23 protein-coding genes are annotated in these 24,126 nt (G+C 46.6%); 4 read left to right on the top strand and 19 right to left on the bottom strand.

Annotated features, from left to right (window positions below; translation table 11 throughout):
• Window positions 1-17 precede the first annotated feature (17 nt).
• Window positions 18-1,208, top strand: coding sequence for a site-specific integrase (locus C6P39_RS16605; RefSeq protein WP_104804531.1), 1,191 nt, complete (start codon window positions 18-20; stop codon window positions 1,206-1,208).
• A 217-nt stretch (window positions 1,209-1,425) separates the two neighbouring features.
• Here C6P39_RS16605 and C6P39_RS16600 read toward each other — a convergent pair whose 3' ends face one another.
• From C6P39_RS16600 to C6P39_RS16590, 3 genes are all read right to left on the bottom strand, one after another.
• Window positions 1,426-2,196 (bottom strand): hypothetical protein, encoded by a 771-nt coding sequence (locus C6P39_RS16600; protein ID WP_104804530.1) that lies wholly within the window; start codon window positions 2,194-2,196, stop codon window positions 1,426-1,428.
• 46 nt (window positions 2,197-2,242) lie between these two features.
• Window positions 2,243-3,961: a glycosyl hydrolase family 18 protein gene (locus C6P39_RS16595; RefSeq protein ID WP_104804529.1), complete on the bottom strand. Its 1,719-nt coding sequence runs from the start codon at window positions 3,959-3,961 to the stop codon at window positions 2,243-2,245.
• Window positions 3,962-4,182: 221 nt separating this feature from the next.
• Window positions 4,183-4,398, bottom strand: coding sequence for a hypothetical protein (locus C6P39_RS16590; RefSeq protein ID WP_104805963.1), 216 nt, complete (start codon window positions 4,396-4,398; stop codon window positions 4,183-4,185).
• Window positions 4,399-4,902: 504 nt separating this feature from the next.
• Between C6P39_RS16590 and C6P39_RS16585 the strand changes: the two genes are divergently transcribed.
• The gene (locus C6P39_RS16585) at window positions 4,903-5,646 is read left to right on the top strand and encodes an adaptor protein MecA (protein WP_095171463.1); all 744 of its coding nucleotides are present in this window, start codon (window positions 4,903-4,905) and stop codon (window positions 5,644-5,646) included.
• A gap of 105 nt (window positions 5,647-5,751) precedes the next feature.
• Here C6P39_RS16585 and C6P39_RS16580 read toward each other — a convergent pair whose 3' ends face one another.
• Complete coding sequence (locus C6P39_RS16580) at window positions 5,752-5,952, bottom strand: DUF1858 domain-containing protein (RefSeq protein WP_018593741.1); 201 nt, start codon at window positions 5,950-5,952, stop codon at window positions 5,752-5,754.
• A 257-nt stretch (window positions 5,953-6,209) separates the two neighbouring features.
• Between C6P39_RS16580 and C6P39_RS16575 the strand changes: the two genes are divergently transcribed.
• Entirely contained in the window at window positions 6,210-6,380 is a 171-nt protein-coding gene (locus tag C6P39_RS16575; protein WP_018593743.1) for a DUF362 domain-containing protein, read from the top strand.
• Between the two features lie 46 nt (window positions 6,381-6,426).
• Here C6P39_RS16575 and C6P39_RS16570 read toward each other — a convergent pair whose 3' ends face one another.
• From C6P39_RS16570 to argC, 14 genes are all read right to left on the bottom strand, one after another.
• Window positions 6,427-7,068: a helix-turn-helix domain-containing protein gene (locus tag C6P39_RS16570; protein WP_104804528.1), complete on the bottom strand. Its 642-nt coding sequence runs from the start codon at window positions 7,066-7,068 to the stop codon at window positions 6,427-6,429.
• A gap of 99 nt (window positions 7,069-7,167) precedes the next feature.
• Window positions 7,168-7,950 (bottom strand): SDR family oxidoreductase, encoded by a 783-nt coding sequence (locus C6P39_RS16565; RefSeq protein ID WP_242987064.1) that lies wholly within the window; start codon window positions 7,948-7,950, stop codon window positions 7,168-7,170.
• Window positions 7,943-9,112, bottom strand: coding sequence for an iron-containing alcohol dehydrogenase (locus C6P39_RS16560; protein WP_104805962.1), 1,170 nt, complete (start codon window positions 9,110-9,112; stop codon window positions 7,943-7,945). The genes C6P39_RS16565 and C6P39_RS16560 overlap by 8 nt, the downstream gene beginning before the upstream one ends.
• Window positions 9,113-9,125: 13 nt before the next feature.
• Window positions 9,126-10,613 (bottom strand): alpha-L-fucosidase, encoded by a 1,488-nt coding sequence (locus C6P39_RS16555; protein ID WP_104804526.1) that lies wholly within the window; start codon window positions 10,611-10,613, stop codon window positions 9,126-9,128.
• Between the two features lie 16 nt (window positions 10,614-10,629).
• Window positions 10,630-11,463, bottom strand: a complete 834-nt coding sequence (locus C6P39_RS16550) for a carbohydrate ABC transporter permease (RefSeq protein WP_104804525.1) — start codon at window positions 11,461-11,463, stop codon at window positions 10,630-10,632.
• 10 nt (window positions 11,464-11,473) lie between these two features.
• Entirely contained in the window at window positions 11,474-12,358 is an 885-nt protein-coding gene (locus C6P39_RS16545; RefSeq protein WP_104804524.1) for a carbohydrate ABC transporter permease, read from the bottom strand.
• A 67-nt stretch (window positions 12,359-12,425) separates the two neighbouring features.
• Entirely contained in the window at window positions 12,426-13,832 is a 1,407-nt protein-coding gene (locus C6P39_RS16540) for an extracellular solute-binding protein (RefSeq protein ID WP_104804523.1), read from the bottom strand.
• 57 nt (window positions 13,833-13,889) lie between these two features.
• Complete coding sequence (locus C6P39_RS16535) at window positions 13,890-15,092, bottom strand: ROK family transcriptional regulator (RefSeq protein ID WP_104804522.1); 1,203 nt, start codon at window positions 15,090-15,092, stop codon at window positions 13,890-13,892.
• A gap of 304 nt (window positions 15,093-15,396) precedes the next feature.
• Window positions 15,397-16,611, bottom strand: a complete 1,215-nt coding sequence (locus tag C6P39_RS16530) for an ROK family transcriptional regulator (protein WP_242987063.1) — start codon at window positions 16,609-16,611, stop codon at window positions 15,397-15,399.
• A gap of 238 nt (window positions 16,612-16,849) precedes the next feature.
• Window positions 16,850-17,290, bottom strand: a complete 441-nt coding sequence (locus C6P39_RS16525) for a DMT family transporter (RefSeq protein WP_104804521.1) — start codon at window positions 17,288-17,290, stop codon at window positions 16,850-16,852.
• A gap of 146 nt (window positions 17,291-17,436) precedes the next feature.
• Window positions 17,437-18,630, bottom strand: coding sequence for an aspartate aminotransferase family protein (locus C6P39_RS16520; RefSeq protein ID WP_104804520.1), 1,194 nt, complete (start codon window positions 18,628-18,630; stop codon window positions 17,437-17,439).
• On the bottom strand, window positions 18,617-19,513 hold the full coding sequence (argB, locus tag C6P39_RS16515; RefSeq protein WP_104804519.1) for an acetylglutamate kinase: 897 nt from the start codon (window positions 19,511-19,513) through the stop codon (window positions 18,617-18,619). Before argB ends, C6P39_RS16520 begins: the two co-directional genes overlap by 14 nt.
• Before the next feature lie 121 nt (window positions 19,514-19,634).
• Window positions 19,635-20,858, bottom strand: a complete 1,224-nt coding sequence (argJ, locus tag C6P39_RS16510; protein ID WP_104804518.1) for a bifunctional glutamate N-acetyltransferase/amino-acid acetyltransferase ArgJ — start codon at window positions 20,856-20,858, stop codon at window positions 19,635-19,637.
• 19 nt (window positions 20,859-20,877) lie between these two features.
• Window positions 20,878-21,918: an N-acetyl-gamma-glutamyl-phosphate reductase gene (gene argC / locus C6P39_RS16505; RefSeq protein ID WP_104805960.1), complete on the bottom strand. Its 1,041-nt coding sequence runs from the start codon at window positions 21,916-21,918 to the stop codon at window positions 20,878-20,880.
• Between the two features lie 441 nt (window positions 21,919-22,359).
• Here argC and C6P39_RS16500 point away from each other — a divergent pair, with 441 nt between their 5' ends.
• Complete coding sequence (locus C6P39_RS16500) at window positions 22,360-23,589, top strand: argininosuccinate synthase (RefSeq protein ID WP_104804517.1); 1,230 nt, start codon at window positions 22,360-22,362, stop codon at window positions 23,587-23,589.
• A 250-nt stretch (window positions 23,590-23,839) separates the two neighbouring features.
• Here the strand turns inward: C6P39_RS16500 and C6P39_RS16495 are convergent, their stop codons facing one another.
• The gene (locus C6P39_RS16495) at window positions 23,840-24,025 is read right to left on the bottom strand and encodes a hypothetical protein (protein WP_207657135.1); all 186 of its coding nucleotides are present in this window, start codon (window positions 24,023-24,025) and stop codon (window positions 23,840-23,842) included.
• Window positions 24,026-24,126 lie beyond the last annotated feature (101 nt).

The raw sequence follows: 24,126 nt of genomic DNA, 5'->3' as shown, positions 1-24,126 counted from the left end.
GAAAGGAGCATGACAGCATGTCAGAAAAAAGAAGAGATAACAGAGGTCGCATTTTAAAGACCGGAGAGAGCCAGAGAACAGACGGCAGATACTTATACAAATATATAGATACCTTTGGAGAACCGCAATCAGTATATTCATGGAAACTGACCACTACGGACAGCGTACCGAAAGGGAAACGTGACTGTGTATCGCTACGGGAAAAAGAAGCAGAGATACGCAAAGACCTAGAGGACGGCATAGACGCTGTGGGCAAGAAAATGACGCTGTGCCAGCTTTACGCCAAACAGAACGCCCAGAGGGGCAACGTGAAGAAAAGCACACAGAAACAGCGTGAACAGCTCATGGAGATACTGAAAGCGGACAAGCTGGGAGCAAGGAGCATTGACAGCATAAAACCGTCAGACGCTAAAGAATGGGCTGTCAGAATGAAAGAAAACGGCTACGCCTATCAAACCATCAACAATTACAAGCGTTCGCTGAAAGCGTCATTCTACACTGCCATAGAGGATGACTGTGTGAGAAAGAACCCATTCAACTATGCACTGAATACGGTAATTGAGGACGATAGAAAGCCACGAATTGCATTGACAGAGGAACAGGAAGAAAATCTGTTATCCTTTGTGGAAAATGATAGGACATACCGCAAGTATTATGATGTGATTGTTCTGCTTTTGAAAACGGGGCTTCGTGCTTCGGAAATGTGCGGATTGACAGTCAGTGACTTAGATTTTGAGAACAGACTTATCAATGTAGACCACCAGCTACTACGAAATAAGGAAGTCGGCTATTACATTGAAACGCCAAAGACCAAAAGCGGAGTACGACAAGTTCCTATGAGCGAGGAAACCTGCCAGACGCTTCAAAAGGTGGTGGCAGAGCGTAAGAACATACAGTCGATAGTGATTGACGGTTACAAAGATTTTGTATTCCTCAATCAGAAAGGCTATCCCATGACAGGAGCTTATTATACCTCTACATTTGGAAATCTTGTCAAGAAGTATAACAAGAACCATGAGGACGCATTGCCGAACATCACGCCACATATCCTGCGCCACACGTTCTGTACCCGTTTAGCGAATAAGAACATGAACCCTAAGAGCTTGCAGTATATCATGGGTCATTCCAACATCAATATTACGCTGAACCTGTACGCCCATGCGTCACTGGACGGTGTAAAGGCTGAAATGGTAAGTCTGATAGCGTAACGAATTTACCACTTATTTACCACTTTCCAAAGGCAAAACATAAGAATTTATGAAAAGAAACGTGAAGTATCTACCGATAGTAAAAATGCCCGTAAAGCCTGTAGAATAAGGCTTTACGGACATATAAGAATTTATGAAAAGATAATCAAAAACTTATTTTAAGTTTCAACTAAATTCAAAAAACCCCCGGGATTTGTCCTCCCGGGGCAATAGGTGTTTATTTTTCGTTTTCCAATTCTTCCTCAAGGAGAGCCTCGTCTTCCTCGCTTAATAGCTTTGATATCTGCATGGCAAGTTTGGAATCCCGGTCTTCGTCCTCCTCAAATTCTTCAAGCTCCGCAATATCATCCAAGGCATCCAAAAGATCCAGCTCCTGGGTATCCCCCAGATGAAGTTCTTCTGCCTCCTCTGCCGGCTGCGGAAGCTCCACTTCCGGCTCCTCCTCAATGTCATTGAGTGAAGTGGGCATGGTACTGATGATCTGATGTACCTCTTTGTAGGAGGCCATGAAACGCTTCTGTGCCTGATTGATCAATTGTACGATCTCATTCATCTCATCCTGAACCGCTATGTACTTTTTCTTGCCTTCCCGCAGTTTATCATCAATCTCAGACTGCACTGCCTCCACACGCTGCTTTGCCTCTGCCTCCGCCCCGGAGATCATGATGCTGCATTTCTCCTCAGCTTCTTTGATCATGGCATCTGACTTTAACTGCGCATCAAAGACCAGCTTTCCGATGCTCTCATAATTATCAATGTATTTCTGGTATTTCTCATGGATCTCCATCTCCAGACGCTCCTGATGTGCATCCTTCAACTCAATGCGCTTCATAAGCTCTGCGATCTTGGCATCCTTTTCTGACACCAGCTTTTTCAGTCTTAACTGTTCAGAAGCAGCATCATCCTTCATTCGCTGCACCTGTTCCAGCACATCCTCCTTATCAAATCCCCCCATGATCGTGGTTTTAAACATTTCGTGTTCTCCCATTACTCCACCTGTTCCTTTCTAAATCACATCCTGCTGTTTCCAGCTTCTACTGCAGGTACTGACTGATCGTATTCCATACATCAGCCCTCTCAAATCCCAGTTTCCATTCTGCCACGCCTCCCAGCTCATACTTCTGTATCAACTGCATCTTGGCGTCCAGTGACTGCTCATCCTCCAGCCACATCTGATATAAACCATTGTCTGTAGAAAGTTCCGCATAGTTCTGTGAAACCTCTGTGTTCCAATACATTTCCATTCCCATCTCCGTGACTATTTTGCTTGCCTGGTCCATGCCCATGATCTCACTGGTCACAGTGCCTGCCTTGTCGGTAAACCAAAGTCTTGTATAGAAGGGAACTCCGTTGATGACTTTATTCTTCGGCACTTCCTTTAAGGTCTGTTGGATACCCTCCTCCACAAAAGGCAGGGAGGCAACAGAACCTGCACTCTCAGTTCCGTCTGTGTGCTCATCGTATCCCATAATAATGACATAATCTGCCACAATTCCCTGTTCCTTCCTATTATAAAAGGATGTGAACTGTGGAACCGGATTGTCTATGGACAACACTAAGTTATTTTTCCGGCAGGATATGGACAATTCACGGATGAACTGGATAAAATGAGGGGCCTCCTCCTGTGTCAGCGTCTCAAAATCCACATTAATACCGTCCAGCCCTACTCTTTTCGCCTCTTCTATGAGTTTCTGAATAAGATGTTCTCTGGATGTGCGGTTTGACAGCGTGTCCAGAGTGCTTACATCTTTGTTGAAATTATCAATCAGTCCCCAGACTTCCAGCCCCTTTTCATGGGCCAGATTTACATAATCGGCACTGGCAAGGGAGGAAATGGTTCCTTCTGCCCCTGTCACAGAAAACCAAGTCGGTGAGATCACATTAATGCCTGTAATGTTCTCTAATGTCTGGGCAAGTCCGGCGTTGGCATCCTCGGATGTGACCTGATGCCAGGCAAGATTGATTTTATGGTCTCTTGTCAGGCTTGTGAAATCCTCCTGATAACTGCCCTCATACGCCACTTCTTTCTCCGTAGGTGCCTCCAGGTCCTCTTTTGCCACATAGCCATTGAAACCGTCCGCAGTTGCTACCTGGGACCAATTATCCAGCTCTTCTATGAGTGTCAGTTCCGTTCCCTTTGCCACATCGGTCAGGATATCGCTCTTAATGCCGCCCCGGTAGCGGAGCACGGTATCCTCTTTTGCCTTTACAACTTTTTCGCTGCCCCACTCATAACGGATCACCGCTTTGTTCGGGCTCTCCGTCACCGTACTGGTGATCTTCATATATTTTTGAATAAAATCAAGCGCCAGATAAATCTTATCCCCTGTCTGACGGATGATCTTATAGCCTTCGTCTTTATTTTCACCGTTCACAGTATAAGCTGTACTTTCCGGTGCTATAACCAAAATCTCATTCGGTGTGGTGTAGAGCATCTGGCTGCTGTCCGCTTCCCAGTAGAAACGCCCTCCCAGCACATTTGACACGGTGTCATAATCCAGATAGACACGTCCGTCCATCCATTTACCCTTCGTTTCACTTACTGTATTCTGGAGCACCAAGGCTACATCATCCTCTTTCTCCAATCCATAGTATGTGTTCAGATCCATTCTTGTATCGGAAGGTGTATGTCTCTTAATGGCGGCAGTCAGCACTCCCACGGCTGCAACCACTACAATAAGAAGGACAACTACCAGCACCATAAGGGCATTGCTGTTCCTTCTCCGCCTCCGCCTTCTCTTTTTTTGACTCATAATTTAACTCCTTATTTTTTCTCGCATTTCTCAACCATTATAACATACTTTTTCCGTTCGTCATTACTTTCTTCGACAATTTATATTTTTTTAATAGTAGGAAATACGGAAAAACTTTACAGCCGGACTGGAGAAATCCCCTCAAAAACCCGGGGATTTCTCTGTTCCGGCCCCCTGTTATACATACTGGGAACGCAAATATCACAGGTTCATGGTATGGCTTACTCGTTTTTTACGAAATCAAACTGCAGTCTTTCAACCTCCCCTCTCTCATTCTGCACATAGTCCCGCATATAGACACCTTCCTCTGCAATACTACATGCCTGTTCAATCTCTTCCGGTGTGCTGAGACTTCCGTTCAGCATAAGGGGGATTCCCTGGCGCCGGTAAGTTTCCAGCTCACATCGGAGTGCTGAAGTTTCCTTGTCTTTCTTCATGTTTGCTGTGGACAGGAGTTCGTGATATATTATACCTCTGCCCTCTCCTTTCTTCTTGAAACGCGGTTCCAATATTACAGATAAAGAAAGGCACTGTAATCCCCATAATAAAAAAATATCCATAGTCTGTGTGTTCTGTCACATGGGATCATGCAAATCGTACAGAATGTACTCTCTGCCTGCGGTCAGATGCCGCCTGAAATGAAAACTTAGAAAATTGTCCTTGATGAAGGCCTGCGGGATATCATCACTCCCTTCTGTAAAATATTTTACAGCGCACCTTCTTTCTCTGTAGAAATCATTATATCATAGATGAATTTGTCTTAGCAAGGTATTTTATGTAATTATTTCGCATTTTTATCATATTTTTAATTTTTTCCACATATATGAAAAAAGTATGAAGCGCTTTACATACCGGCGTTTCATAGTATATAATATAAGTGAGATACCAGCATCTTTGTTTTGCCAAGCGGCAGAACTGACAGATAGACAGGATGTGATAAAATGAAGATAGAAAAAATCAATGACAACCAGATACGTTGCACGCTCACAAAGGCTGATTTGGAAGACCGTCAGATTCGTTTAAGTGAACTGGCTTATGGTACGGATAAGGCCAAAGACCTGTTCCGTGATATGATGCAGCAGGCTAACTATGAATTCGGCTTTGAGGCCGATAATATACCGCTCATGATCGAGGCGATTCCGGTTTCTTCGGAAAGCATTATCCTGATCATTACCAAGGTGGAAGACCCGGAGGAACTGGACACACGTTTTTCCAAGTTTACGCCATTCGGCGGACCTGCAGGAGACAATACACAGCCGCCTTTAGAGTTTGAAGGGGCCGATGATATCATCGACGTATTCCAGAAAATTTACGAGGCCAAAGCAAAAAATGCAGCCAAGAAAAAAGGAGTGAAAACCCCTGCACCCACCGAGACACCGGAAGTTCCGGTCCGCCTCATACGGCAGTACCGTTTTCAGGACCTGGACGGCGTGATTCGCGCAGCCCGCGGACTGAACAACTTCTTCCAGGGTGCTAACTCCTTATACAAGGACAGTGCATCAGGGGAATATGAACTGGTTGTTCACCAGTCGGATAACTCCCCATCCGATTTCAATAAGGTCTGCAACATGCTCTCCGAGTATGGAAGCGGCAGTGCTTTCTCACAGGCAGGCGAGGCCTATCTGCAGGAGCACAGCGAACGCATCATTGCAGATAAAGCACTACAGAAATTAGCAGCCCTATGACCGGATGCTGGTAAAAAGGCCCCGGCGGTTTCCTTATGGAAGGAACCGCCGGGGCTTTTCATTCATGATAATAAAAACTCGCGGAGCGTGGTTTCTATCATTTCATTATTTATCTGCCAGGAAATCGTTGATCTGAGCAGCTAATACATCTGCATCAATTCCATGAACCATAGCAGCTTCTTCCAGGCTTTCGCCCTGAGCGGAAGGACAGCCGATGCAGTGCATACCGGCTCTCATCAGAATCGGAACAATATTTTCATCCACACGGAGTAATTCGCCGATTGTCATATCTTTGGAAATTGTCATGATAGTTTCCTCCTTTTTTCGTACTGTGTACTATTATAAACTCTTTTTCTCCTATATTCAACTGTTTTTCTCCGGTTTTCTTTTTCTGTAATAATTCACGTATTGTTTAGAAATAAAGACTTGTATTCTAATACCAAATATATTAGAATATGCGTAAGACCTGAATCTTATACCAACGGATGTTCCGAATTTTCTGCCGCGCTGGCGCGGGGTAAGATAAGGTATGGTTCAGAAATTATAAAAGGAGGATTTTAAGTATGGCATATGTAATTACAGACGAATGCGTAAGCTGTGGAACTTGCGAAGGAGAATGCCCATCTGAAGCTATCTCCCAGGGCGATGACAAATACGTTATCGACGCTGACAAATGTGTTGACTGCGGAACTTGCGCAGAAGCATGTCCTACAGAAGCAATCGTAGAGGCTTAATAACAAAAAACACAAACCTGTTTCACTGCAGGTTTGTGTTTTTTTATTATCTCTTTTTCTTAAATAATTTTTTATTCTTCTGCCGCTCCTGTTCCATGGCTGCTGCCACTTCCCTGCGCGACTTCTGACAGATCCTGATCCTCTCATCCAGCTTTTTATAACGTTCTTCCCCTGAATGCAGTGTCCGCATCCTCTCTTTTACCAGCCTGTCCAAGATTTCCATAAACTCAGCCGGAACCTGGTTGTCCGGTTCCAGGAAAGCCTGTGCTGCCGGCTGCTGTGTTCTGCCTGCCGCTGCTTTGCTTTTCTCCTGCACAGGATTATGGTTCTGAACTGCCCTGTTCTTTTTCCGGGATGCTTTTCTGTTTTTTCTGGCTGCGGGCAATTCCTTTTTCTGCTCGGTTGGTTCTGCTGGTTTTTGCTGGGGCTGTTCGGCTGTTTTTTCCTTATTTTCCTCATCCTTATATAAAAAGGGAATCAGGCTGCCGATTTCTTTTAATGCAAGTCCCTTTTTCTTCAGTTCTTTAATAGCCAGGAGTACCTGGATATCATATCGGGTGTAGTATCTGTGTCCCATTTCGTTTCTGTTTATCGGCAGGTGCAGTTCATCTTCCCAAAAGCGCAGGACATGGGACTGCACGTCCAATAGTTTTGCCGTCTCAGAAACCGAATAGCTGGTTTCACTCATATACTGACCCCTTCCATCTATGCGACTTTCTTTAAGAAACATTATAACAGGGCATGGAAAAAATGCAAGAAAATGTGTTCGACAAAACCTGCGGGAATACTATTGGCAGATATAGGCACCGTCCACGATCAGGTCGGTTCCGGTCGTATAGGAGGAGGAATCCCCGGCCAGGTACAATACCGCCCCGATAAGTTCCTCCGGGGTACCCATTCTGCCGTAAGGCATCATGCCACTCCACGCGTCCTTCAGTTCACGGGGCGTGTCTACGGACATGGGGGTGGAAATGTATCCCGGGCTTAAACTGTTTACCCGGATTCCGTATGGAATCCATTCCAAGGCCAGAGATTTTGTCAGATGTATCACCCCTGCCTTGGAGGCGTTGTAGGAAGCCTGCCACTGGGGGATATTCACGATCGTTCCTGACATGGACGCCATATTGATGATGCTTCCGTGTATGTTTTTCTGCACCATAAGGCGGGCAGCGCTCCGTGCCATAATGTACTCACCGGTCAGGTTTACATCAACCACACGCCTGAATTCCTCTATGCTGGCCTCAAAGGTACTCTTGTGGATACAGATTCCCGCATTGTTGAACAGTACGTGGATGCCGCCGCTTCTCTTTTCAATTTCCAAAACGGCCCGGTCCACACTTTTTTCATCCGTCACGTCAGCTTTGATCTCATAGGCTTTATTTCCATCCTTCTGAATCATTTCTACTGTTCCCGCTCCGCCGGAGCGGCTTAAAATGACAACCTCGGCTCCCGCATTCGCCAGCCCTCTGGCCACTACCTGGCCGATTCCCCGGTTTCCTCCGGTTACAACAGCTGTCTTCCCTTCAAGTCCAAAAAGTTTTTCCAGATATCTCCCTGATTTTTCAGACACGGTCATATCCCTCCTTCAGCTCTCTGTAGATTTCTTCAATATCCGCAATTCTGGGGTTTGCCTGATAGTCAGGCAATTCATGTCCCCTATCTGCTATTTTTCTAAGTATATCATATGTCACATCAAATTGGCGGAAATTCAGCCACATTCCGATATCTTTCATCAGATTTTCTATTTCCCTGCAGCACTCCCATGCGGCCCTGGAATCCTCTGCGTCTCTCAGGGACGGCTGGAAGATGCGGCCCACATCCGCAAATTTTTTCTCTGCCGCCGGGCAGGTGAACTGCAAAAAGGAAGGGTAAGTCAGGGCCAGGGATTCCCCATGCATGATCTGGGGACAATGACCGCTGATCATCATGCCCACGCCGTGAGGAAGTGTTACACCTGCATTGGCGATAGCAAGGCCTCCGCATGTATCCGCCCAGGCCATTCCTTCCCTGGCTTCCATGTCCTCTCCGTTTTTGACTGCCCTTCTCAGATATTGTACAGCATACTTTATGCCCTCAAGCGCGATCATGTCCGTATATGGTGACGCTTTGACATGAATATAGCTTTCAAAACAGTGGCAAAATGCATCAAATCCGGTAGAAGCCGTGATATGGGCAGGCATAGATACCGTCAGTTCAGGGTCAAGCAGAGCTATACGGGGATAGATCAGATTATTAAAAATAGCACTCTTGGTACACGTTTCTGTCTCTGTCATGACTGCTACCTGTGTGACCTGTGAGCCTGTACCTGCGGTTGTGGGCACTGCGATCACAGGCAGTGTTGCTTTTGGCTGGGGATTTTTAAAGAACAGGTAATCCCATGCCCTTCCTCCGTTTGCGGCTGTCACTGCAATAGCTTTTGCCGTATCCATGACAGAACCGCCTCCAAGACCGACCACTGCCTGGCAGCCTTCTTTTTTAGCGACTGCGGTTCCTTCCTCCACACATTTCGTAGTAGGGTTCTGCACCACTTTATCAAAGTGGGAAACGGTAAGCCCCCTGTTTTGCAGCCCTTTAATTACGCCGTCATATAATTGTTGTCTGGAAGATTCTTTTCTGCCGGTGACCAGAAGGATTTTATCACCCAGACATGCTGCCAGATCAGGGAGTTCTGCAATACTGCCGTTTCCAAATATGATCTTTGTGGTCTGCTCATATTCAAACTTTTTCTTCATATGCACTCCCCCGTCACCCATATATGTTTTTCCTCTTAATTTTCAGGACAGTGGCAATGTCATTTTTCCCGGCCTTTGAAGTGTCTATGATAAGGGTATTTCCTTTTGCCTCCCATGCAAGCGGTTTTCCGTCTCCCAGCACGGTGATACTCTCGATCTCCTCTTTGTAAACCATGGGAATTATCTGGTGCAGCGTGACCCGGTTCCCTATCCTGCCAAGGGCAGACGCATAGATTGATTCATCTTTCATGGTATAACGGATATCTTTTGGTGTATATTCCACCTCATCCATCTCGCAAAAAGCACCGGAACCTGTCATCTTTGTCGGCCCCTCCTGTGCTGTGCGCCACGGTGTGGTATCATAGACAGCCTCCCCGTTTTCAGCCAGCCATTCTCCCATTTCCAGAAGAACTTTTCTGGCTTCCTCCGGGATCGTCCCATCCGGTTTTGGTCCCACATTCAAGAGCAGATAGCCGTTTTTGCTCACATTGTCAAGCAGATAGTGGATCAGGGATTTGGCTGATTTGTACTTTGCGTCCCGCATATATCCCCAGGCTTCCCCCGCGTCCACGGTCGTATCTGTGATCCAGTCATGATATGTGGCTTCCGCGAATCTCCCTTGTTCCAGGTCGATCAATCCGGCTCCGACAGGCAGATGGTTCCACTTATAGGAGACCGCCGTTTCCTGCCCGTTTTTCTCAGCCATTTCCCTGTAATAAGTGAGAAATTTTCTCTGGTAATGATCATTGATAAAGGCCAGCCCGAAATCAAACCATATGTAATCGGGCCTGTATGCATCTATGACCTCTTTCAACTTTGTAAACCATTTCTCATGAAAGGCGGGGCTTGGCAGGTCCTGGGCGATCCACTGGCTGTCAATGGTTCCATCCATGGTATCAGACCAGCGGATGGGCTCCGGCAGATATCTTTTTTCAGAACCCCAGTCCATGTTATGTGCCTCCCCGTACAGGCCTGCATACCGGGGGTCCGAGGTATCATATTCCTTCACCCAGTGAGGGTAAAACTTCCAGTTCTCTGCATGGTGAAACGCTATCATAAAATGCATTCCCTGGGCCCGTACCGCTTTTTCAAGGGCTCCCACCACGTCCTGCTTAGGTCCCATAACTGCGGCATTCCACTCATTGACATGGCTATTCCACATACTAAATCCGTCATGATGTTCCGCAACCGGGCCTGCAAACCGGGCGCCCGCCTTCTTAAACAGTTCTGCCCACTCCATAGCGTCAAACTTCTCCCCGGTGAACATGGGAATCAAATCTTTGTACCCCACTTTTGCAGGGTGTCCGTACTCTCTGCAGTGATAGGCAAACTGGTCGCTTCCCTCCTGATACATCTTATACGGATACCAGGAAACATTTGGGCCAAATGCCGGCACACTGTAAACACCCCAATGGGTATAGATACCGAATTTCGCTTTTTTCATCCAGTCCGGAGTCCGGTAATCTGTCAGTTCCTTCCAATCTTTTACTTCTATTCCCATAAACTTCTTCTCCTTTTTATTTGTTAGCTCCGCTTGTGAGCCCTTTCACCACATTTTCCTGCAGTACCAGATACATAGTGAGAGGCGGCAGAATGGCTATGAAGATAGCTGCCATCAGTGCGCCGTAATCACTTTTTCTGGCTCCTACAAAATTCAGCAGCCCCACGGAAATTGTCCTCAGCTCCGCCTTGCCGATGAATACCATGGAAACCAGAAGGTCATTCCATGTATACATAAATACAAATATACCCACAGTGGCGATGGCCGGTTTCACAAGGGGCAGTACGATCCTTGTAAATACTTTGTAAATACTGCATCCGTCAATGATGGCGGCCTCCTCCAGGGAGGTGGGAAGGCTGTTCATGGAACCTGTTATGATAAAGGTTGCCAGCGGCATATGGGAAGCAGTAAAAAGCAGGATCAGGATCAGATAATTATCTCTGATGTCAAAATTATTGATAGCCCAGGCCAAAGGCACGATGATACTCTGGATCGGCACCATCATTCCCATGACAAAATAAACCCTCACAGCCCCCTGTCCCTTAAAACGAAGACGGGAGATTGCAAAAGAAACCATGCTTGCAGCCAGCGCCGTCAGTGCCAGTGTCACAATTGCCAGAAACATACTGTTTAAAAACTGTCTCCCTATATTTCCGATTTCAATAGCTGTTTTATAGTTTTCAAAATGAAATTCCCCAGGAAATTGAAACGGGGAAGTAAAAATCTCCGTATTTGTCTTGACCGATGAGATCATAACAAAATACAGCGGATAGATGAAAATAAAAAGAAAGAAAAGGGAGACCAGGTATAATATGATTTTTTTTGTTATTTTTCTAGCATGATCGTTCATTCTTCTCCTCCTAATACTCCAGCCGTTCCCGTTTTGTAATACGGAGACTAATGACAGTGAATATAATACTCAGGATAAATATGTAGACGCCAATCACCGATGCCTTCCCGAAGTCATTATAGCGAAAAGCTTCTTTGTAAAGCAGGGTGCTTGGTACATCCGTCAATCCGTTGGGGCCTCCTTCTGTCATAACATACACCAGGTCAAAGGTTTTCAGCACGGCAGTCACGATCACCACAATGCTTGAGATAATAGACTCCCATATCATTGGGATGATGATATGGAACACCTTCTTTATCCCCACTGCCCCATCCAGTTTTGCGGCCTCCACCACATCATCCGGGATTCCCGAAATAGCCGCATAGCTGACCGTCATATGGAAACCAATGCCGCACCAGGCATTAACCAGGATGATGGTGGTCATTGCTGTATTTTTATCCACCAGCCAGCTCTTCACCAGACCGCCAAGCCCGATTCCCTGGAGCATGGTATTCAGTACCCCTGTGGGCATCAGTATAAAATACCATAAAAGCCCGATGACCGTTGTGGACAACACCTGGGGTACAAAATAGGCAAACTTGAAAAAACGATATCCCCGGAACCGCTCACTGAGCATGACCGCCAGCAAAAGTCCAATGGGAAGCTGCGTACATAATGTCAGTACCATGAACCACATAATATTCTTGATGGAATGCCAGAACATGACATCCGTAATGACAGCCTTAAAATTGCTGAACCCCACAAATACCATGGGGACATTTTTGATTCCGTTCCACTTAAAAAAAGACATGACCAGGGAACCGCCGATGGGAACCATTAAAAGTACAGTATACAAAAGGAACCCGGGAAGCAGAAAACATAACACTGCCCTTTTATTCCTTCTTATTCTCTCCATTGCTGTGCCTCCTTTTTTGAAAAGGCCGCTGTCAGGCCAGGCCGCAGCGGCCTAAAACTTCTCCCGGTTATTGGCCTGTACCGGCTGCTTCCAGCCGGCTCTGAATCTGTTCTGCTGCATCCTCTGCCGTCATTCCGGTAAGTGCACCGATAAATGCTTCCCCCACAATATCTTCCAATACTGCCACCGTATCGTATGCCCACGCATCGCTGCCCCATACCTTTACTTCATTTTCCTTTATCTCCAGCAAATCTGAAAGGAGCGGGCTCATCTTGTCTGCTTCCAGCTCCACATCATTTCTGACCGGAATATTGCCGCAGTCATACGCATACCTCTGCTGGGTCTCTTTGCCGGCAAACATTCCTGCCAGCTCCCACACATATTTCAGTTTCTCAGGCTCATCCTTCAGGTGTCCGCCCAGCTCCAGCTGCGACGGATATGCAATGTCATTGTCCTTAAACTCTTCTCTGTCTGTAAGATACGGCATGCGGAATACGCCCACATTGTCTTCCATATCTGTAAGTTCCGCGATCCTCCAGCTTCCGTCAAATGACATGGCTGTCTGACCGTTTACAAACATAGCTTTTTCTGTCTCATAATCAAGTCCCAGGTAGTCTTCCCCAAAGATTCCCCTGTCTGCCAGATCCTGAATAAACGCAATGGTCTCCACCACATCTTCATCTGTCCATTTAGCTTTTTTTCCGCCCAGTTCTTTCGCTTTTTCCACTCCGCACATTTTATAAAGCAGTCCGGTCTGGATATGTACAACGCGCCATGCATTAGAAGCTCCCACCACCCATGGTGTGACTCCCGATTCTTTAAGTTTATCACAGACTTCATAGAATTCATCCCAGGTTTCCGGTGTTTTCTCAATGCCTGCTTTTTGGAACAGCTCTTTGTTGTAATAGAAGACTTCCATCTGATTGTTGATGGGCAGCGCATACGTTCCCTCAGTTCCCACGGAAGACAGCTCCATCATATCGAGAAGCGTGGTATCCACATTGTCTTTGATATCCGGTGTCTCCGCGATCAAATCTGTCAGGTCCAGAAAAACACCTGTGTCTGCATATTCTTTCATGATACTGATGCCGGGCCACTGGATAATATCTGCCACATTCCCGGATGCAATATCTGTCTTGAACTGGTTTGTAAAGCTGTTGCTGTCATTGGTACTCTCATCCTGAATGGTAATATCCGGGTATTTCTCCTGAAACTCTTGGATGACCTCCTCTTTCAGCTTGGTTCCGCTGTCAGCACCGGACATCCTTGTGAGCAGGCGGATGGTAATGTCTTCTCCGCCCCCGTCTTTTTCAGAATCGGTTTTTGCCTCCTCTTTGCTTGTCCCTGCCTTGCTTTCCGTGTCTTGTCCCCCGCCGCTGTTGTCAGACCCGTTTCCGCCGCAGGCAGAAAGCCCGGCTGACGCTAAGGCTGCTGTCAAAAGCACTGCAATCTTCTTTCTCATTCCTTTACTCATGATCCATACCTCCATTATTTTTGCTGTACCCCCAAAGGGCATTTCTTTTTACCGGATTTAATTCCCGTATTTTATAAACTTTTTCAGCACCAGGGATGCGGATCCGACCGCGGTGCCGTTCTCACCCATCTGAGAAATAACCAGTTTCACCTGCCTTCCTGCAAATTTCATCTGCCTCTCCCGAAGCACTTCCTTTATTTTCTTTAAAAATATATCACCTGCATTGGTCAGACCCCCGAATAGGATGATCAGGTCCGGATCCAGCAGATTAATATAATTCGCCAGCCCAATTCCAATATACTGCATGGCACGTTCTGTTATCCGGATCGCCGTTTGGTCACCCAGACGTGCCGCTTCAAACACGGTCTTCGCCTCGATCCGGTTGATATCCCCGCCTACCAATTCCATTATTTGGGATGCATTCCCTTCCAGCACGGCTATCTTGGCATCCCTGGCAATGGCGTTTCCGGATGCAATGGCCTCCAGACATCCCCGGTTTCCGCAGTTGCATTTCGGTCCGTTTTTCTCCAGGATAATATGTCCGATCTCTCCGCTGCTTCCGGAACTCCCCCGGTAAAATCCGCCTTCCCGCATTATGGCGGAACCGATACCATGCCCCAGATTCACCACCAAAAAGTTTCTGGAATCCACGCCCGCTCCGAAATAATACTCTCCCATAGCCAATGCCCGGTTGGCATTCTCAATGGTAATATCCATCTTAAACCGCTCCCGGATCGGGGTTAGCATATCCACATTTTCCCATTTAAAGTCAGGGGAAAACAGGACCTTTCCGCTTTCCTCATCTAAGATCCCCGGCATACCGATTCCCATCCCTAAGATCCTTTTTTCCGGCAGTCCGCTTTCGCGTATTACATTTTCTATCACCTGGATCAGCCTGGATATCCACACCTCAGGTACTGCCGTGCCCCCGGTCTCCATGATCTCACGGATAAATACCTCACCGGCCAGATTCATCAGCAGCACATTTGTTTTGCTGCGCCCCACCCCTACTCCGATAATGTACTTTGAGTCAGGCACCAGTTCCAGTAACTCGGGCCGCTTCCCTCCGCTGGATTCGCCTTTTCCCACATCCTGCACAAACTGCTTTTGCGAAAATTCCTCTGTTATTTTCATCACAGTGGGAATACTAAGGCCAATGGTCCGGGCTATCTCCGCACGGCTGATGGGACCTTTTCTTCTGATCAGATCAAAGACCATGCTCCGGTTCATCTGTGCCATTGCAAACTTATCGTATTTCACTATTCTCTGCTCCTCATTAACTTACTTAATTTAACTAACTAACTGGATAAAAAAAATAGTCATGCTATTATTAGACAAATTATCAATTTATTTCATTTTACTCGACAAGGAATTCTAACAACACCACAGTTACTTAATTAACTTAACTAACTTTATATGTGAATTATAACGTACTGCTTTTCTGTTGTCAACACTTTTTTGTGCATTTTACCATGAAGTTTCCAGAGCTAGCTGGGTACCATGGTAACAGTGAAAAAAGCTGCCGTAAAAGTCCTGAAAAGCCTTCACGGCAGCTATCTATCTGTCAAAGTTCTCCGCCCTTTTCTATAAGCAGCCTGATCAGCATAGTGGCCGCACCTATAGCCGTGGCGTATTCCCCCAGGGTTCCCACCTTGATAGATACATTTTTTCCCGAATATTTCATTTTATACTTCTCTACTGTCTCATACAACATTCCCAAAAATAGATCCTGTGACTTTGTCAGGCCGCCGGCCAGGATGATCATATCCGGATCCAGCAGATTAATACTGCTTGCTATGGCAATGCCCACATATTCCATGGCCTCCTCTATGATCTGCCGGCTCAGGATATCGCCTGCCCTGGCAGCCTCAAATACGGTCTCCGCCTCTATTTTCCCATGTTCGGAAGCCAATCTGCCGGCCAGACTCTGCTTCCCCTCCTTTATATACCCCTCCATTCGTTTTGCAATGGCATTGCCCGATGCCAGGGCTTCCAGACACCCCCGGTTGCCGCAGTCACAGAGGGGTCCGCCGGGTTCCATGATCATATGTCCGAATTCTCCGCAGGTACCGCTTTTTCCATAGAGAAGTTCCCCGCCCTCAATAATGGCTGCTCCTATTCCATACCCCAGGTTTATGCACAGTATGTATTCCGCATTTTTTGCCGCACCGTAGGTGTACTCACCAAGCGCCAGGGCACGGTTGGCGTTTTCCAGTATGATCCGGTAATCTGAAAGACGTTTTTGAAAAATATGCAGGAGGGGGACATTTACCCAGTTAAAATCCGGCGAGAAGATCACATCTCCACTCTTGTAGTCCAGAATCCCCGGCATACCGATCCCAATTCCCATGAAGCGTTTTGGGGATATCCCGCTTTTTGTTATCAGCGCCTCCACTCGGTCCGCTATTTTCTCCAGGAACTGTTCCGGCTGTTTGATATCCTCCTCTGTGGTGGGAAAGCACTCCCTTGACATAATGACAGCCGCCATATCGATAATCACGATCTTCACGTAATGGCGGCCAATATCTATTCCTGTTATGTAATAGGCGTTTGAAACGAATTCCAGTAAATCAGGTCTTTTTCCTCCTGTTGATTCACCTTTTCCGATAGTTTTCACCAGATTCGCCCGTTCAAACTCCTCTGTGATCTTCATTACAGTGGGAATACTCAGCTCTGCCTTTCTTGCAATTTCCGCTTTGTTGATAGGACCCTGTGTACGAATCATTTCCAGCACTGTCTTCTTATTCCATTGTGCCAGCATAGCCTTGTTATATGACATTTTCTTCCCTCATTTTTCTCCCTGATCTATCTCGCAATTCCTTGGTGTTTTTCCAGAGTTTCTACTTCTTTTATTTTAATCTAGGCTATACGATTTTTCAACTGTTGATTTGCAGCTTCTCCTGCAGGATAACACCCGGAGAGAGGGCGGTGATGGGAACAGTACCCTTCGGACTGTTATTTTACAGTTTACCGGCAGGATCTCCTGCCGGTGGCTGAAATTTTGTCACTTATTTCCATTATGACTTTGTTTCCCATTTAAAAATAACAATCCCTGCAATGGCCACTGCCATGCCGATGATTTTTCTCCACTCAAACCCGACTTTTTCCACGCCGAAAATGCCGAACACTTCAATAAGGTATGCCACCGCCAGCTGTGCGATCACAATGAGCATGGCTGCCCGGGCCGGACCAAGGGAAGACATACTCTGGATCACCGTCACGGTTATGAACGCGCCGATGACTCCGCCTAATAAAATGTATTTGTGGTCAACTCTCGCCAAATCCGTTATCTTGTCCCTCCCTGTGAACAGCCAGGCTGCAATGCAGACCAGAAAGGCCGATATCTGTACCCATCCGGTGGATACCCATAAGCTGGTCTGTTTTGTCAGTGCGGTATTGAAAACTCCCTGTACACTCATCAGTGCACCTGACAAAAGCGCAACTAAAATTCCCCACATAAAAAATCCCTCCACATCCTTTTTCTTACTAGAATGTCCCGAAGGGCAGTTTTTATGCGGTCCTTTTCAGAAATGTAAAAACGGGCTATCCACTTTTGGACAGTCCGTTTTTTAAAAACTTTTGTAACTGGTCAGTACCCTCACAGTTACAAACTTTTCTCTAATTTTTCTATCATTTCATCCACATCCTGTTCCGTAATGACAAGAGGCGGCACAAGACGCAGGACATCACTTCCCGCTGATATGACCAGCAGGCCGTTTTCTATGGATTTTGTCACAATTTCACCCACAGGACGGCCGGAGACAACAAGGCCCTGCATCAGGCCTTTTCCTCTTCTGGCTGTCAGGAAATCGTATTTCTCTGTGAGGGCATCCAGTTTCTTTACCAGATATGCGGACACCTCTTTTACATGTTCTGTTATCTTCTCGCTCTCAAACAGGTCGAACACCTTGCTCACCGCTGCGCAGGCAAAAGGATTCCCGCCGTAGGTGGTTCCGTGGTCACCGGGCACCAGGGAATTCTCTGCTGTCTTCTTATTCAGGACAAACGCTCCAACCGGCACACCGCAGCCCAGCGCTTTTGCTGTTGTCATTACATCCGGCTCCACACCGTAATCCTGGAACGCAAACATACATCCGGTCCGGCCCATACCACACTGGATCTCATCCAGGATCAGCAGGATATCGTGTTCATCACACAGGGCACGCACACCTTTTAAAAATTCCGGTTCTGCCGGATAGATACCGCCCTCCCCCTGGACTGTCTCCATAATAACAGCGCAGGTCTTCTCCGTGATCTGGTTTTTCACACTCTCCAGGTCGTTGAAATCCGCAAATTTAATGCCGCCAATCAATGGCTTGAAAGGCTCCTGATAATGGGTATTCCCAGTCACGGACAAAGCGCCCAGACTCCTGCCGTGGAAGGAATGCCTCATGGCAATGATCTCATGGTCTGTATTCTTATCCTTCAGCCAGGCATATTTTCTTGCCACTTTGATGGCACCCTCAATGGCTTCTGTGCCGCTGTTGGTAAAAAAAGCCTTGTCAAGGCCGGATGCCTTTGTAAGCTTCTCGGCTGCCTCCACCATGGGGATATTGTAATACAGATTAGATGTGTGGATCACTTTGTCTATCTGGTCTTTCAATGCCTGATTGTATGCCGGATGGTTGTATCCCAGAGCAAAGACCGCAATACCTGCTGCAAAATCCAGGTACTCTTTTCCATCCACATCATAAAGGCGGACACCGTCCCCTTTTTCCAAGACAACAGGAAAACGGTTATAGGTGTGGAGAACCACATGCTCCGCCCGCTCCATATATTCGTAACTATTCGTCTTCATGATAATACTTTCCCTCGCCTTTCCTGAGAATTGCCGTTCCAATCCCTTTATTTGTGAAGATTTCCAAAAGCAGACAGTGTGGTATCCTGCCGTCTAATATATGTACTCTGGATACGCCCTCCTCAATGGCATCAATACAGTTCTGCAGTTTGGGGATCATGCCGCCGCCTACGTTGCCGTTCTCAATAAGATTTTTCGCGTCTTTAACGAAAAGCTCCGATATGAGGCTTGAGGGGTCATCCGGGTTTCTGTACACACCTTCAATATCTGTGAGAAACGCCAATTTTTCTGCCTTCATGGAGCAGGCAATGGCACATGCCGCGTCATCCGCATTGATATTGTATGTGGCAAAGTCATCCCCCAGGCCGATAGGGCACACAATGGGAAGGAAATCTTTTTCCAGCAGGTCATAAAGGATTTTGGGGTTCACGGTTTTTACATCCCCCACATAGCCGATATCCTGACCGTCGGACAGTTTTTTATTGACCTTCAGAAGGCTGCCGTCTTTTCCGCTGATGCCCACTGCCTTTACGCCCAGAGACTGCACCAGGGTTACCAGTTCTTTGTTCACCTTTCCCAGGACCATCTCCGCGATCTCCATGGTCTCGTCATCTGTGACACGGAGGCCGTTTACAAACTTTGCCTCTTTTCCCACTTTTCCTACCCAGCGGCTGATCTCCTTGCCGCCTCCGTGGACAATAATGGGTTTAAAACCAACCAGCTTTAAAAGCACTACATCTTTGATCACATCACGCTTGAGCTGTTCGTCCACCATGGCGCTTCCGCCGTATTTTACTACGATCACTTTCCTGTTAAAACGCTGTATGTACGGAAGTGCCTCTATGAGCACTTCCGCTTTATCCAAATATTTTTGATTCACCATTTTTTCTCTCCTCCGTTAACGATTCCTGTAACGATTCGGTGCCTAGTGCTTCATCCGGCCGAAACCGCACCGGACGTGTAGTTTCTGGTCGGACGGAACACCCGCTGCCATTCATATCTTATTATGAGCGGTAATCCGCATTTATTTTCACATAGTCATAGGTCAGGTCACATCCCCAGGCAGTGGCGCATGCCTCTCCCATCTTGATATCTGCCACAGCGGTCACTTCTTTTTCCGACAGGATTTTTGTTGCTTCCTCCTCGCTGTATCCGGTTGCCACGCCGTCCTCTATGATTTTCAGGCTGCCCGCTGCACTCTCAAAGTATAAATCCACTTTCTCCGGATCAAACTGCGCTCCTGAATACCCCATGGCGCACAGGATACGCCCCCAGTTGGCATCGTGTCCGAAAATTGCTGCTTTTGTAAGGTTAGAGGTAATGATAGACTTGCTCAGGGTCACGGCCTGCTCTTTGCTCGCTGCATGGATCACTTTTACCTCGAACAGGGCGGTGGCGCCCTCTCCGTCCGCTGCAATGTGCTTTGCCAGCCAGGTATTCACATAACCAAGAGCTTCTGCAAATTTTTCGTAATCCTCATTTTTTTCCTGTATCTCTGCATTACCCGCCTGACCGTTTGCCAGAAGAAGAACCGTATCATTGGTGGAGGTGTCTCCATCCACGGAAACCATGTTGTAAGTGTCCTTTACACTGTCACTGAGCGCTTCCTGGAGCAGTTCTTTGCTGATATTCACATCCGTGGTCACAAACCCAAGCATGGTGCACATGTTGGGATGGATCATGCCGGAACCTTTACACATACCGCCAATGGTAACTTTTTTGCCGTCTATCTCTGTCTCTACCGCGATTTCTTTCTTTACCGTATCTGTGGTCATAATGGATTCTGCTGCCAGTGTGCCCGCTGCCTCAGATTCTGAGAGAAGGGGAACCATTTTCTCCACACCAGCCTCCAGGATATCCATGGGCAGTTGTTTTCCGATAACGCCTGTGGATGCCACCAGCACAGAATCTTCCGGGATACCCAGGATCTCCGCTGCCGCCTGTGCTGTCTTTTTGCAGTATCCGTATCCCTCTTCCCCTGTACACGCATTGGCAATCCCGCTGTTACAGACGACTGCTTGTGCAGCCGGTGCATGATATACGATCTGCTGATCCCATTTTACTGGGGCTGCTTTTACCACATTGGTAGTGAAAGTGCCTGCCGCCATGCAGGGCACTGTACTGTAGATCATAGCCATGTCTTTGGCATTTCCCTTTTTGATCCCTGCTGCAATGCCTGCTGCCTGAAATCCCTTTGCTGCGGTCACGCCGCCGTTTATAACTTTCATCTCTACATCCTCCTGTCACTTACGGGAACATGGGCACCAGCTTCAGGCCCTCTGTCTCCTCGAAACCAAACATCAGGTTCATATTCTGCACCGCCTGGCCTGCCGCACCTTTTACCAGGTTATCAATGGCGCCCATCATGATCACGCGGTTTGTTCTCTTATCAATCTTAAAATTCACATCCACAAAGTTGCTGCCCTCCACCCATTTGGTCTGGGGACACACATCTTTATCCAGGACGCGGATAAAATATTCACTGCCATAGTATTTTTCATAGGCTGCGCGGATGACATCCTCATCGGCGTCCTGCGCCAGGGAAGCATAGGCGGTCACCAGGATTCCCCTGTTCATCGGAACCAAGTGCGGAGTAAAATTCAGACAGAACTCTCTGCCGGCCGCATACCCAAGCTGCTCTTCTATCTCCGGTGTGTGGCGATGGGTCGTCACGCCGTATGCTTTGATATTTTCATTCACTTCACAGTATAGATTGTCGACCTTGGCTCCCCTGCCCGCCCCGGATGTTCCTGACTTTGCATCAATGATCAATGTCTCCGGCCGGATCAGCCCCTCTTTTACCAGGGGATAACAAGTCAGGATGCTGCATGTGGTGTAACAGCCAGGATTTGCCACCAAACGTGCCTTTTTTACATCCTCCCGGTTGAGTTCACAAAGACCGTATACGGCTTCCTCTATAAATTCAGGGGACTTGTGCCGGATCTTGTACCATTCTTCGTATACTTTTACATCTTTTAAACGGAAGTCTGCGCTCAGATCCACGATCTTTACTTTGGAGAGGATTTCCTCATTCACTAAAGACGCACATAACCCCTGGGGGGTTGCAGTGAAGATCACATCCACTTCATCAGCCAGGGCTTCCATATTGTCATCCATACATTTGTCATCTACCAGCTTGAACATGTTCTGGTAAACCTCATAGTATTTTTTATCTATGTAGCTTCTGGAGCCGTACCATTTAATTTCCACTTCTTTATGATTTAAAAGTAATCTGACAAGTTCGCCTCCGGCATAGCCGGTTGCTCCGATGATTCCTGCTTTTATCATGTTTTTCAACATCCTTTCCCAATAAACTTTATATTCTTTCGTATATGCCTTTATCATACTCCAGTTGTTTTGTGTAGTAAAGCTTTATCCTGTCCGGGGCATTATGCATAAAGTTTTGTTCGATTGCATAATCATACATCTTTTCTGTATAATATGCAAGTCTTTTCTTTTATATTTTTCCATTTTTTCTTAGTTCTATTTCTGTTATATTCTGTATATTAATTAAGGAAATATAATTTTCCGAGAAAAATGCCAAGAAATTTTTTTTACATATTTTTCATTTTTCTATTGCATAAATATAAAAGTTGTTGTATAGTAAAGCATGTCGATAGCAAAATAAATTTTTAGGGTGTGTTTGAAAACAAGATGTAACAGTAAATATACCTCAAGGCGGGACATACCCCGGTACATAGAAAATGGCAAATACAGGAGGAATTCATTATGAAAGAAAAAGTTATCTTAGCATATTCAGGCGGACTGGACACGACAGCTCTGATTCCGTGGCTGAAAGAAAATTTTGACTATGAAGTTATCTGCTGCTGTGTAGACTGCGGACAGGGAAACGAGCTGGACGGACTGGACGAACGTGCCAAATTATCAGGCGCATCCAAATTATATATTGAAAATATCATTGACGAATTCTGTGACGACTACATTGTTCCCTGCGTACAGGCCGGTGCTGTATATGAGCACAAATACCTGCTGGGAACATCCATGGCTCGTCCCGGAATCGCCAAGAAACTGGTTGAGATCGCAAGAAAAGAAGGCGCTACCGCTGTCTGCCACGGCGCTACCGGTAAAGGAAATGACCAGATTCGTTTTGAACTGGGCGTCAAGGCTCTGGCTCCTGATTTAAAGATCATCGCTCCATGGCGCATGACAGATGTATGGACCATGCAGTCACGTGAGGATGAGATTGAATTCTGTAAAGCACACGGAATCAACCTTCCTTTTGATGCAAGCCACAGCTACAGCCGTGACCGTAATTTATGGCACATCAGCCACGAAGGCCTGGAACTGGAAGACCCTGCGCAGGAACCCAATTATGATAATCTGCTGGTTCTCGGTGTTACACCGGAAAAAGCTCCTGAAGAAGGGGAATATGTGACTATGACCTTTGAAAAAGGTATCCCCACAAGCCTGAACGGAAAATCCATGAAGGTTTCTGAAATCATTACAGAGCTGAATGCAATGGGCGGAAAACATGGGATCGGCATCATTGATATTGTGGAAAACCGTGTTGTAGGCATGAAATCCCGCGGTGTGTACGAGACACCGGGCGGAACTATCCTGATGGAGGCTCATGACCAGTTAGAAGAGCTGATCTTGGACCGCGACACAATGGAGACAAAGAAAAAACTGGGCAGTCAGTTTGCTCAGATCGTATACGAAGGAAAATGGTTTACACCGCTGCGCGAAGCTATCCAGGCTTTTGTGGAGAGCACCCAGCAGTATGTGACAGGTGAAGTAAAATTCAAACTGTACAAGGGCAATATTATCAAAGCCGGTACTACTTCTCCGTACAGCCTGTACAGTGAATCACTGGCATCCTTCACAACAGGAGATTTGTATGATCATCACGATGCAGACGGATTTATCACATTGTTTGGTCTGCCTTTGAAGGTCCGCGCTATGAAAATGGCTGAAGCCGAAAAGACTCAGAATAAATAAGCCTGTATTTTCTTTAACTTATATTTTATGCAGAAGGCAGCCGGGAATTTTCCTGGCTGTCTTTCTGCTTGTTTGGAACAGAGAGATGATTGGCGCAGGTATTCTGCCATTTTAATCTGAATTGGGATTATTGTAATAAATGTAATAGACTCATAACTGTGAAAGTTTCAAACAGTTAATACTAAGAAGCAGTCCGCCAGGCGGGCAGAAACCCGCCCGGCTCTGCTAAGAGATTTATAGAAATGAAAATTTAGATATGATACTTTTTAAATAACCGGTCCCTGAGTTCAGGGTCTTCCGTTATAAGAGGTATCTGTTCTGCCTGATCGTCCCGGAGAAGCTGGTTGATGAGTTTTGACATTTTTGCCATACCTTCACGAATTCCGTCTTCTCTTCCCTCCTGTTCTTTATCAAGCAGTAACTCTTCAAATTTCATATACTTTGCCTCCCATCCCCGGCTCTTTTTTACCATATTTTCTCCTATCCGGCAGATGGCTGCGGACAGAAATCTTTCTGTTTCTAACCTCTATTATGGAG

This window comes from Blautia marasmi, from assembly GCF_900258535.1.
GTDB classification, from domain to species: domain Bacteria; phylum Bacillota; class Clostridia; order Lachnospirales; family Lachnospiraceae; genus Blautia; species Blautia hominis.
Note: the sequence above shows the minus strand (reverse complement) of the source record. Positions and strands in the feature narration are given on the sequence as shown.